Consider the following 12,040-nt stretch of genomic DNA (forward strand, 5'->3'; position numbering starts at 1 on the left):
TCTCGGGGGGCGCCGGCCGGGGGCGTGGTGCGCGCGGCGCGGTGCCGCTGCTCGCGCCCGGCGGCGCCCCGACGTCGCGTGCGGTCCCCTCCGGGGCCGGCTCCCGCACCGCCGCGCCGCCCGCCTCGACCTCGGGCGCCTCGGCCCCGGGCGGGCAGGGCCGGTGGAGCAGGTAGCCCTGGACGGCGTCGCACGAGGCCGCCCGCAGGGCGTCGAGCTGGGCTGGCGTCTCCACGCCCTCGGCCACCACCGCGAGGTCGAAGGTGCGGGCGGCCCCGACGACGAGGCGCACGAGCTCCGCCGAGGCCGGGTCGTCGGCGGCCGCGAGGCTCCGGTCGACCTTGAGGACGTCGGCCGGCAGCCGGCGGAGCTGGGCGATCGACGTGAAGCCCGTCCCGAAGTCGTCGATGGCGACGCGCACCCCGAGCGCGCGCAGCGCGGTGAGGCGCTCGTGCGCGAGGGCGTGGTCGACGAGCACCGTCTCGGTGATCTCGACCACGAGGCGGTGCGGCTCCAGCCCGGACCCCTCCAGGGCGTCCCGCACGTCCTGCAGCAGGTGGTGGCTGACGAGGTGCCGGCCCGAGACGTTGACGGCGACGGTGCGCCGCGCGGCGGCGCCGCCGCCCGCCGACCAGCGGGCCAGCTGCCGGGTCGCCTCGAGGAGCACGTGCCGCCCGAGGCCGCACACGAGCGACGAGCGCTCGGCCGCCGGCACGAACTCCGACGGCGGGACGAGGCCGTGCCCGGGCCGCTGCCACCGCACGAGCGCCTCGTAGCCCGTGACCGCGTCGGTGGTCCCGCCCGGGTCGAGGCCGACGACCGCCTGGTAGTGCAGCACGAGCTCACGCTCGCGCAGCGCGCGGGCGAGCGCCTCCTCGAGGTCGCGGGCGCCCGTGAGCCGCCGGCGCAGGTCGTCGTCGTAGAAGCCGACGCGTCCTCGCCCGCCCGGCGCGGCGGGCCCGCCGCCGGCGCCCCGGCCCTGCTGCTTGGCCTGGTAGGCGGCGGCGTCGGCCTCGGCGAGCAGCTCCTCGCGCCCCGCCGTCCCGCCGGCAGTGCGGGCCACGCCCACGCTGGCGCCCACGGCGACCTCGGCTCCGGCGAAGCCCACGGGGGCGGACACGGCGTCGACCAGGGCCTCGGCCAGCTCGAGCAGCTGCGCGTCGCCGGCGTCCTCGACGACGACGAGGAACTCGTCGCCGCCGAGGCGGCACGCGGTGCCGCCGGCGGGCAGGTGCTCGCGCATGCGGGCCGCCACCGCCCGCAGCACCGCGTCCCCGGCGGCGTGCCCGGCCGTGTCGTTGACCTGCTTGAAGCGGTCGAGGTCGACGAAGAGCAGCCCCACGACCCCGCCGTCGCGCCGGCTGCGGGCGAGGGCCCGGTCGAGCAGCTCCATCGCCCGGGCTCGGTTCGGCAGCTCGGTGAGGGAGTCGTGCGTGGCGCGGTGCGTGAGGTCCTCGCGCAGCCGGTCGCGGTCGACCATGGCCTGCACGAGCTCGGTGACGGAGGCGTGCACGACGGCGCCCAGGGGCCCGGGCAGCGGCGCGGCCAGCACGGGGCTCCCCAGCTCGCCCGCGACGACGGCGCGCGCCTGCTCCTGCAGCCGGCGCAGCGAGGCGACGGTCGCGGCGAGCCCCTCGGCGACCGTGCGCACCTCGCGCGGGCCCGTGACGTCCACGGCCAGGAGCTCGCCACGACCGACCTGCTGCGCCGCGGCGGCCAGGTCCTGCAGGGGGCGGCCCAGCGCGACGCTCGTGCGCAGGACCGCCGCGCCGGTGAGGAGGCACAGCAGGAGGGCACCGGCGCCCAGGGCCACCACGTCGCGGTGCGCGGAGGACGTCTCCGCGCGGGTGAGCGCCCCCGCGCGGGCGCTCGTCGTCGCCGCCAGCCCCGTCAGCCCCGCCGACCGGTCGTCCAGGCCCTCCACGAGGGCGCTCAGCCGCGGGGCGAGCCGCCGGTCCGGGGTGCCGCCCGCCGCCCTGGTCGCGGCGACGGCGTCGGCCCGCAGGCCGGTGCTCGCCGCGAGCAGGGCCGCGCTGCGCTCCCGCACCGCGCGCGAGGGGGACTCCTCGAGCACCTCGAGAGGCGCGGTCGAGGCCCAGGCGTCCCGCGCGGCGCGACCCGCGACCGCGCCGTCGGCGGTGACGAGGCCGTCGAGGACCTCGAGGGCCTCGTCGGACCCGAGCGCCACGGCCTCGGTGGCGGTGCGCAGCTCGAGCAGCGCACCCGCCACGTCGGCGCCGACACCGCCCGCGAGCGCGTCGTCGACGGCGAGGCGCTCGGCCGTGGCCAGCTGGGAGGTGAGCGAGCCGAAGCCGGGCGCCACCGCCGACCAGGAGCGGGTCACGTCGACGGCGGTGCGCAGCGGCACGAGGTCGGCCGCGACGCCCGCGGCCGCGCGGCCCGCGGCCGAGCCGGCGTCGACGGCCGCCAGGGCGGTGTCCGTGCGCCGGCGCGCTCCGACGAGGTCGTCCTCCGGCAGCGCCGACCCGAGGGCGAGGACGACGGCCGGACCGAGGCGCTGCCGCTGCGCGGCGTCGTCGAGACGGGTGCGCGCGGAGGTCAGGAAGACCTCGCGGGCGAGGGCGCTGCGGGCCGCCGAGACCTGACCGGTCACGACGACCGCCTCGAGGGCCTGCCGGCTCGTCCGCTCCGTCCGCACCTGGGCGGCGAGGAGGGCCGCGGTCGCCGCGACCACCCCGAGCAGGGGGACGAGCGCGAGCACGACGAGCAGCGTGCTCACCCGCGTCCCGCGCGCCCCTCTGCGCCACCCGCCCACGTCCACCGGATCGACGTCGGGGGCCGGCGGCGGCACCACCCGGGCTCGCGCTCACCCGGACGGCCGAGCGGTGCGTACCGTCACCCGGGTGGACGACGACCAGCCGATGACGATGCCCTCGACCGCGGCGAGCGCCCTCGCGGAGGAGCTGGCCGCCTGCGGGCGCGACCTCGACAGCCTCGACCTCGCGACCGTCGCCGAGGCCCTCGGCCGGGTGCGCCGCGCGTCGGACGCCCTGCGCGAGGCCCTGCACGACCGGGGCTGGGGCACCGGGCTCGACGAGTGGGCGGCCTTCGACGAGCTGACGGGAGACGACGTCGCCGACGTCGAGGACCTGCTCGAGGACGACGTCGAGGAGGACGACGAGCCGCTCGAGGGCGCCCGCTACAGCTGGCAGGCCCGCTACGACTTCGTCGTCACCGATCCCGAGGCCCTGGTGGCACGGGCGCGCGCCCGGTCCCTCGAGGTGGACCCCGACGTGGACCCCGACGAGGCGCTGGCCGAGCACGGCGGCCCGCTCGGCCTGCTGCTCCTGCTCGACGGCCCGCAGTTCCGCGACTACGACGAGCACGGCGCCGTCATGGCCTACGGCACCGACACCTTCGCCGAGGTGGACCGCACGCTCGACGAGATCGCGCGCGACGCCGGCGAGCAGACCTACCCGCTCGCCTGAGCGGGGCCGCGGCCCGCCGACCTCGCCGCACGCCCGCCCGCCGGGCGGACCGCTCGACCGACCCCAGGAGGACGCCGTGACAGGACGAGGACCCATCGCGACGACGGGCGCGACGGGCGCGGTCGGCGGGCGTGTCGCGCGCCGGCTCGCGGACGCCGGCGCCGAGCAGGTCCTCGTCGTCCGGGACCCGTCGAGGGCGCCCGAGCTGCCCCGGGCGACCGTGGCGCGGGCCGCCTACGACGACGCCCGCGCCGTCCGCGCCGCCCTCGAGGGCGTGCCCGTCGCCCTCCTGGTGTCCGCCTCGGAGCACCCCCGCCGCGTCGACCTGCACCGGACCTTCGTCGACGCCGCGGTCGCCGCCGGCGTGGAGCACGTCGTCTACCTGTCCTTCCTCGGCGCGGCGCCCGACGCGACCTTCACCTTCGCGCGCGACCACTGGGCCACCGAGGAGCACCTGCGCGCCTCGGGACTGCGGTGGACGGCGCTGCGCGACAGCACCTACGCCGACTTCTTCCCGCTCATGGTCGGCGAGGACGGCGCACTGCGGGGGCCGGCGGGCGACGGGCGCGTCGCGCCCGTCGCGCAGGACGACGTCGCCGACGCCCTCACGGCGGTGCTCCTCGACCCCGGGGCGCACGTGGGCCGCACGTACGACCTCACGGGCCCGGAGGCGCTCTCGTACGCGCAGATCGCCGCCGAGCTCACCGAGGCGCTGGGACGCCCCGTGCGGTACGAGCAGGAGACGGTGGACGAGGCCTACGCCTCGCGCGCGCCCTACGGCGTCGAGCGGTGGGAGGTCGACGGCTGGGTCTCCACCTACACCGCGGTGGCCCGCGGCGAGATGGACGTCGTCAGCGGCGACGTCGAGCGCCTCACGGGCCACCGCCCGCGCTCCCTCGCGGAGGTGCTGAGGGCCCGGCGGCCCTGAACCGCCCGTGCCCCTCCCGGGCGGGCACGCCGGTCGGGAGGCGGCTCGGGTCGTCGCGGCTCAGCGGGCCGCCGGGGCCGCAGCCTCCCGCGGCTCGCGCTGCGCCGCCCCGCCGCCCGGGTGCTCGCGCTCGAGGGCCGAGCCCTCGACGTCCACGTGGGGCAGCACGCGGTCGAGCCAGCGCGGCAGCCACCACGCGCCGCGGCCGACGAGGTGCATGACGGCGGGCACGAGCACGAGCCGGACGACGAAGGCGTCGAAGAGCACGCCCGTGGCCAGGCCGAAGCCGATGGGCTTCACCGCTGCGAGGTGGGAGAACACGAAGCCGCCGAAGACCGAGACCATGATGATCGCGGCCGCGACGACCACCGGGCGCCCGCTGCGGAGGCCCACCATGACGGCGCGCCGTGCCGGCTCGCCGTGGACGTAGGCCTCGCGCATGCCCGAGACGACGAAGAGCTGGTAGTCCATCGCGAGCCCGAAGAGGATGCCGACGAGCAGGAGCGGCGCGAAGTTCAGCACCGGGCCCGGCGTCGTGACGCCGAAGACGTCGGCCAGCCAGCCCCACTGGTAGACGGCCGTCACGGCGCCGAGGGCGGCGAAGAGCGAGAGCGCGAAGCCGGCCGTGGCGAGCACCGGCACGAGCAGCGACCGGAAGACGACGACGAGGATCACCAGCGACAGGCCGATGACGAGCGCCAGGTACAGCGGCAGCACCTCGGCCAGCCGGTCGGAGATGTCGATGTTGCCGCTCGCGGCGCCCGCGACGCCGACCTGGACCTCGCCGTCCGCGCCCGCGGGCAGCGTGTCGACGGTCGGCTGGAGGGCGCGCAGGTCCTGGACCAGCTGCTCGGTGGAGGCGCTGGACGGGCCGTCCTGCGGCACCACCTGGAAGGCGAAGAAGGAGCGGTCCGCGGAGACGCCCGCGGGGGCGACGGCCACGACGTCGTCGAGGGCGGCCACCTGCTGGGCCACCTCCACCTGGGTAGCCAGCTCCTCGTCCTCGGCCACCGGCTCCGGCAGGTCCGCCGTCACGACGAGCGGGCCGTTCTGCCCGGGCCCGAAGGCCTCGGCGGCCGCGGTGTAGGCCTGGTACGCGGTGGTGTCCTCGGCCTCCTGCGCACCGCTCGGCAGCCCGAGGCGGATGGACAGCGCCGGCACGGCCACGACGAGCAGCGCGACGACGGGCAGGACGACGCCGAGGACGGCCTTCGTCGTGCTCATCGGGCGGGCCGTGTCGACGTGGGCGGCCTGGTGGCGGTGCCCGCCGCGGCCGAGGACCCGGTCGCCGAGGAGCCCGAGGACCGCCGGCGTGAAGGTCACCGCCATGAGGACGGCGACGAGGACGCAGACCGCCCCGACGGTGCCCATCGTGCCGAGGAAGCCGATGCCGGTGACGTTGAGGCCCAGGAGCGCCAGCAGCACGGTGGAGCCGGCGAAGACGACGGCGCTGCCGGCCGTGCCGTTGGCGAGGCCGATCGACTCGCGCACGCCCACGCCGTCGCGCAGCTGCCGGCGGTGCCGGTTGATGATGAAGAGCGAGTAGTCGATGCCGACGGCGAGGCCGAGCATGACGCCGAGCGCGGGCGTCACCGAGGCCATCTGCACGACGTCGGAGAAGGCGAGCGAGGCGGTGACGCCGATCCCGACGCCCGTGAGCGAGGTGACGATCGGCAGCGCGGCCGGCAGCAGCCCGCGGAGCATGACGAGCAGGACGACGCCCGCGACGACGACGCCGATGACCTCGCCCGGCCCGAGGATGCCGTCCGTCGAGTTGGCGATCTCCGAGGAGAAGTCGACCTGCACGCCGGGCAGGTCGGCCTGCTCGAGGCGGTCGACGACGCCCGTCCGGACCGCCTCGGGCAGGGAGAACTGGTCCTGCGTGAACTGCACGACCGCCAGGGCCGTGGTGCCGTCCTGCGAGACGGTGCGGATGCCCGAGGACAGGTCGGCCAGCTCCTGGCCCAGCTCGAGCTGCTGGGCCTGGGCCTCCAGCTCGGCGCGGCCCGCGTCGAGCTGCGACTGCTGCGCCTCGAGGTCGGGGGCGGCGCTGAGCGGCACGCCCGCGGCCTGCAGCTGCGCGGCGGCGGCGTCGAGCTGCTCCTGCCCGGACTCCAGCTCGGCGCGCCCCGCCTCGAGCTGGTCGGCGCCGTCGGCCAGCTGCTGGCGCTGCTGCTCGATCTGGTCCTGCGTGGCGAAGGGGTCCACGGTGCTGGCGACGCCGTCGAGGCCGGCGACGTCGTCGAGCGCCGTGGCGACGGCCGCCTCCTGCTCGGCCGTGAACGGCTGCCCGTCCTCGGTGCGGAGCACGACGGTGCCCGTGGCCCCGCTGGCGCCCGGCACCTCCTCGGCGAGCTGGGCGGCGACGCGGTCGGTCTCCGTGCCGGGGATGGAGAAGGTCGAGACGAGGGTGCCGCCGAAGGCGAGGAAGGCGCCGACGCCCAGCGCCAGCACCGCGAACCAGGCGACGACGACGCGCCAGCGCAGGCGTGCCGCCGAGGTGCCGAGCCGGTGGAGCAGGTGGGCCACGGTGGTGCCTTCCGAGCGCAGGGTCTGGGGCGCTCGTCGTCGAGCGGGCACGACGGTAGGCGACACCTGTCGGGTAGACAACACGTGTCGTGGACGGGGTCGCCCGGGTGCGACACTCCGGGCATGGACCCGCGCGTCGCCCGCACCCGGCAGGGCCTGCAGGAGGCCCTGCTGGCCCTCGCCCGCGAGCGGCCGCTGGACGAGATCACCGTCGCCGACGTCGCCGAGCGCGCCGGCGTCAACCGCAGCACCTACTACCAGCACTACGGCGACAAGGACACGCTGCTCGCCGACGCCCTCGACGCCGCCACCGCCGCCGCCGGCGAGCAGATCGGCGCCCGGTCGGGCGCCGCGGCGGACGAGCCGGTGGCCTGGTCCTCCCCGGGCGACCTCGCCCGCGCGCGCGGGGCGCTGCTGGCCTACCTCACCCACGTCGAGGAGAACGCCGACCTCTACCGCCGGGTCCTGGGCGAGCACGGCTCCGCGCTGGCGGCGGGCCGGGTGCGCCGCCGCGTCGAGGCCATCGTCGGCGACGCGCTGGTCGGCGGCGCCGAGGAGGTCCCCGGCGTCCCGCTGCCCGTGACCGCCGCGGCCATCTCGGGCCTGGCCCTCGGCGTCGTCACGGCCTGGGTCGAGCAGGCCCCGGACGCGCCCGCGGGCGAGGTCGCCGAGTGGCTCTGGCGGGTGCTCGACCACCAGGGGCTGCTGGGCCCTGTCCGCCCGTCCGACCCGCCCGCCTGACCGCCCGCCCTCAGGGCCGCGAGGGCTGCGGCGCCCGGGCCGTCGACCCGCGCAGGACGAGCTCGGCGGTGAAGAGGACCTCCTGCAGCGGGGCCCGCCGGCCGGTGAGCTGCGCCATGAGGGCGTCCACGGCGGCCTCGGCCATCTCGGCGACGGGCTGGCGCAGCGTGGTCAGCGGCGGGTCGGTGTGCGCCATGAGCGGGGAGTCGTCGAAGCCCGTGACCGACACGTCGTCCGGGACCCGCAGCCCGCGCGACCGGACGGCCCGGACGGCGCCCAGCGCCATGACGTCGGAGACGCACACGAGGCCGGTGCAGCCGGCGTCGACGAGATCGCCCGCCGCGGCCCGCCCGCCCTCGACGGTGTGCATCCCGACGGCGACCCGGCGGTCGGCGTCGGCCGGCGCCGTGCCGAGGTGCTCCGCGAGCGCCCGCCGGAAGCCCTCGGCCTTCAGCCGGTTCGGCACGAAGCGGTCCGGCCCGACGACGAGGCCGACCCGCTCGTGGCCGAGCTCGACGAGGTGGCGCACCGCGGCGGCGACCGCCCCGGCGTCGTCCACGGCGACGCTCGGCGCCGTGAGCGGGCGCCGGGTGCCGTTGACGAAGACGTGCGGGAGCCCGCGCGCCCGCAGCCGCGCGTACCGCTCCTGGTCGGCCTCGAGGTCGGCGTGCGCGGCGCAGACGAAGACGACGCCGCGGACCTGGTGGTCGAGCAGCATCTGCACGTGCTCGTCCTCGGTGATGCCGCCGCCGGGCAGCGGGCACAGCGCGGGCACGTAGCGCTCGCGCGCCAGGAGGGTGCTCACGGCCTGCGCCATGGCCGGGAAGATCGGGTTGACGAGGTCGGGGATGACGACGCCGACCTGCCCCCGCGCGGCGCCGGGGCGCTCCGGGCGCGCGTAGCCGAGGTCGTCCATCGCCGTCATGACGGCCTGCCGGACGTCGGCCGCCACGCCGGGGCGGCCGTTGGCGACGCGCGACGCCGTCGCCACGCTCACGCCGACCCGGGCCGCGACGTCCTCGAGCCGCGCCCGCCCCGTGCTCCCCGCCGTCGTCCCGCCCGTCGTCGACGTCGTCATGGCGCTGCAAGTTACCGCAAAGCGTTGACGTGCGGTCGGCGCCGTCCGTACTGTCCGGCTGCCCCCGGTGCGTCCCGCCCGGCCGGCCCCGCACACCGTCGTGCCCGGAGGTCCGCGTGCCCCGTCCGTCCCCGTCCCGCCCCGCAGCCCGCACCGGCCCCGCAGCCCGCACAGGCCGCGGCCGTCGCCGGCCCGCGGCGCTCGCCGTCGGGTCCGCCGCCTCGCTGGCGGCCGCCCTGCTGGTGCCCTCCGCCGCGCCGGCCCTCGCCGACCACACGCCGGCGCCCTCCCTCGTCACGCTCGTCGGCTCGCTCCAGGACGAGCTGGGCTGCCCGGGCGACTGGCAGCCCGACTGCGCGGCGACGGCGCTGCTGCCCGTCGACGGGCAGCCGGGCGTCTACCGCGCGACCTTCGACGTGCCCGCCGGCGCCTACGAGACGAAGGTGGCGGTCGGCGGCTCGTGGACGGAGAACTACGGCGCCGGCGGCGCCGCGGGCGGCGCGAACATCGGCCTCCAGGCGCCCGGGGGAGCGGTGACCTTCACCTACGACCACGCCACGCACCTGCTCACCGACGACCTGCCCGACGCGGTCGGGGGGCAGCAGGCCGCCCACTGGCTCTCGCGCGGGGTGGTGGCCTGGGACACCGCGGCGGTCGAGGGCGCGGCGTCGTTCCGGCTCTACGGCGCCCGCGACGGCGGCCTCGCGGTCGAGGACGGCGCCGTGACCGGCGCGACGTCGTCGCACCTGCTGCGCCGCACCGGTGACGCGCTGCCGGCCGACCTGGCCGCGGCGTCGCCGCACCTGGCGCAGCTCGACCCGCTCGAGCTGCCGCGCTCGAGCCGCCCGCGGGTCGCCGACCTCCTGCGCGGCCAGCTGCTCGTGGCGGCGCTCGACGCCGACGGCCGCGTCCTCGCGTCCACCGGCGTCCAGGTGCCCGGCGTGCTCGACGACGTCTACGCCGGTGCGGCCGACCGCGAGCTGGGGCTCACCTGGGGGCCGGCCCGAGGAGGCGACCGGGGGCGCGCGCACCGCCCGCACCTGGCGCTGTGGGCGCCGACGGCGCGGTCCGTGAGCCTGCACGTCTACGCGGACGGCTCCGGCGGCGAGCCGATCGCCACGACCCGGATGGTCGCCGACCGCGACGGCGTGTGGCGCGCCCGCGGCGACGCCGCCTGGGAGGGCCGCTACTACCTCTACGAGGTGGAGGTCTTCGTGCCGGAGACCGGGCGGGTCGAGCGGAACCTCGTGACCGACCCCTACAGCGTCGGCCTGTCGACGAACAGCGAGCGCAGCCTCCTCGTGGACCTCGACGCCCCCGAGGTCACGCCGGAGGGGTGGGACGACGTCGCCGCGCCGCGGCCGGTCCGGCCGGAGGAGCTCTCGGTGTGGGAGCTGCACGTCCGCGACTTCTCCATCACCGACGAGACCGTCCCGGCCGAGCACCGGGGCACCTACAAGGCCTTCACCGACACCGGCAGCGACGGCATGGCGCACCTGCGCGGCCTCGCCGACGCGGGGATGCGGGCCGTCCACCTGCTGCCCGTCAACGACATCGCGACGGTCGAGGAGGACGCCTCGCTGCGCCGCGAGCCGACCTGCGACCTCGCCACGCTGCCGCCGGACAGCCCCGAGCAGCAGGAGTGCGTGCTCGAGGTCGCCGGCGAGGACGGCTTCAACTGGGGCTACGACCCCCTGCACTACACGGTGCCCGAGGGCTCGTACTCGACCGACCCGGAGGGCGCGACGCGCATCCTCGAGTTCCGCGAGATGGTCGCGGCGCTACACGGGACGGGCCTCGGCGTCGTCCAGGACGTCGTCTACAACCACACCTCGAGCGCCGGCCAGGGCGGGGAGAACGACCTCGACCGCATCGTGCCGGGCTACTACCACCGCCTCGACCCGACGTCCGGTGCCGTCGAGACCTCGACGTGCTGCCCGAACACGGCGACCGAGCACACGATGATGGGCAAGCTCGTCGTCGACTCGCTCGTGACGCTCGTGCGCACCTACCGCCTCGACGGCATCCGCTTCGACCTCATGGGGCACCACCCGAAGGCGAACATCCTCGACGTGCGCGCCGCGCTGGACGCGCTGACCCTCGAGCGGGACGGCGTCGACGGCTCCTCGGTCTACCTCTACGGCGAGGGCTGGGACTTCGGCGAGGTGGCCGGCGACGCCCGCTTCGAGCAGGCCACCCAGGCCAACATGGCCGGCACCGGCATCGGCACCTTCAACGACCGGCTCCGCGACGCCGTCCGCGGCGGCGGACCCTTCGACGAGGACCCGCGCGTGCAGGGCTTCGCGAGCGGGCTGCTCACCGACCCCAACGGCGCCGCGGCCAACGGCACCGCCGAGCAGCAGCGCGAGCGGCTCCTGCTGGCCCAGGACCAGATCCGCGTCGGCATGACCGGCAACCTCCGCGACTACCGCTTCACCGACCGCACGGGCGCCGAGGTCACGGGCGCCGACGTCGACTACGGCGGATCGCCGACCGGGTACACGGCCGACCCGCAGGAGGCGGTCACCTACGTCGAGGCGCACGACAACGAGACCCTCTACGACGCCCTGGCGCTCAAGCTGCCGCAGGCGACGCCCATGGCCGACCGGGTGCGGATGCAGACCCTCGCCCTCGCGACGACGGCGTACGGCCAGGGGGTCTCGTTCTGGCACGCCGGCGGCGAGCAGCTGCGGAGCAAGTCGCTGGACCGCAACAGCTACGACTCCGGCGACTGGTTCAACGTCCTCGACCACACCGGCACGACCAACGGCTTCGCCCGCGGTCTGCCGCCGGCGCCCGACAACGAGGACAAGTGGCCGTACATGCGGCCGCTGCTCGCGGACCCGGCGCTGCGGCCGACGCCCGCGGACATCGCCGCGGCCCGCGCCCAGGCCGACCAGCTGCTGCGGGTCCGCAGCAGCACCCCGCTGTTCTCGCTCGGCACGGCCGAGCGGGTGCAGCAGAAGCTGTCCTTCCCCGGCAGCGGGCCGGAGCAGACGCCGGGCGTCGTGACGGTGCTCGTCGACGACACCGTCGGCGAGGACGTCGACCCCGACCTCGCCGGGCTCGTCGTCGTCCTCAACGCGACGCCGGGGGCGGTCACGCAGGAGGTCCCCGTCGTCGGCGGCGGCTGGGAGCTGCACCCGGTGCTCGCGGGCGGCGCGGACGACGTCGTCCGGGGCGCGACGGCCGACGGCGGGACGCTGACGGTGCCCGCGCGGACGGCGGCGGTCTTCGTCGCCCGCTGACCCTCGGCGGCGCCACCGAGGGGCCGAGAGCTGTGCGCCCAGGTCGCGGGAGACCGCGACCTGGGCG

Annotated in this window: 7 protein-coding genes; 4 read left to right on the forward strand and 3 right to left on the reverse strand. The window is 77.1% G+C overall.

Annotation, left to right across the window (positions count from 1 at the left end):
* Positions 1 to 2,740 (reverse strand): putative bifunctional diguanylate cyclase/phosphodiesterase (locus tag HLB09_RS07295; protein ID WP_171202734.1); only part of this gene is annotated, 2,740 nt, incomplete at its 3' end.
* 124 nt (positions 2,741 to 2,864) lie between these two features.
* On the opposite strand from HLB09_RS07295, the gene HLB09_RS07300 reads away from it, so the two are divergent.
* Together HLB09_RS07300 and HLB09_RS07305 are read left to right on the forward strand one after the other, a co-directional pair.
* Positions 2,865 to 3,449, forward strand: coding sequence for a hypothetical protein (locus HLB09_RS07300; RefSeq protein WP_171202735.1), 585 nt, complete (start codon positions 2,865 to 2,867; stop codon positions 3,447 to 3,449).
* Between the two features lie 76 nt (positions 3,450 to 3,525).
* Positions 3,526 to 4,377 carry an SDR family oxidoreductase gene (locus tag HLB09_RS07305; protein WP_171202736.1) on the forward strand — a complete coding sequence of 284 codons (852 nt, stop codon included), beginning with the start codon at positions 3,526 to 3,528 and terminating at the stop codon, positions 4,375 to 4,377.
* 60 nt (positions 4,378 to 4,437) lie between these two features.
* Here HLB09_RS07305 and HLB09_RS07310 read toward each other — a convergent pair whose 3' ends face one another.
* On the reverse strand, positions 4,438 to 6,906 hold the full coding sequence (locus HLB09_RS07310; protein ID WP_171202737.1) for an MMPL family transporter: 2,469 nt from the start codon (positions 6,904 to 6,906) through the stop codon (positions 4,438 to 4,440).
* Positions 6,907 to 7,029: 123 nt separating this feature from the next.
* Between HLB09_RS07310 and HLB09_RS07315 the strand changes: the two genes are divergently transcribed.
* The gene (locus HLB09_RS07315; protein ID WP_171202738.1) at positions 7,030 to 7,647 is read left to right on the forward strand and encodes a TetR/AcrR family transcriptional regulator; all 618 of its coding nucleotides are present in this window, start codon (positions 7,030 to 7,032) and stop codon (positions 7,645 to 7,647) included.
* A 10-nt stretch (positions 7,648 to 7,657) separates the two neighbouring features.
* Here the strand turns inward: HLB09_RS07315 and HLB09_RS07320 are convergent, their stop codons facing one another.
* Positions 7,658 to 8,725, reverse strand: a complete 1,068-nt coding sequence (locus HLB09_RS07320; protein WP_171202739.1) for a LacI family DNA-binding transcriptional regulator — start codon at positions 8,723 to 8,725, stop codon at positions 7,658 to 7,660.
* A gap of 116 nt (positions 8,726 to 8,841) precedes the next feature.
* Here HLB09_RS07320 and pulA point away from each other — a divergent pair, with 116 nt between their 5' ends.
* The gene (pulA, locus tag HLB09_RS07325; protein ID WP_212770701.1) at positions 8,842 to 11,973 is read left to right on the forward strand and encodes a pullulanase-type alpha-1,6-glucosidase; all 3,132 of its coding nucleotides are present in this window, start codon (positions 8,842 to 8,844) and stop codon (positions 11,971 to 11,973) included.
* Positions 11,974 to 12,040: the final 67 nt, after the last annotated feature.

Source organism: Pseudokineococcus marinus (assembly GCF_013004605.1).
GTDB classification, from domain to species: domain Bacteria; phylum Actinomycetota; class Actinomycetes; order Actinomycetales; family Quadrisphaeraceae; genus Pseudokineococcus; species Pseudokineococcus marinus.

Bases quoted from the DNA above. Each gene is read 5' to 3' on its own strand.
- HLB09_RS07315 (WP_171202738.1), top strand. From the start codon at position 7,030: ATGGACCCGCGCGTCGCCCGCACCCGGCAGGGCCTGCAGGAGGCCCTG.
- HLB09_RS07320 (WP_171202739.1), bottom strand. From the start codon at position 8,725: ATGACGACGTCGACGACGGGCGGGACGACGGCGGGGAGCACGGGGCGG.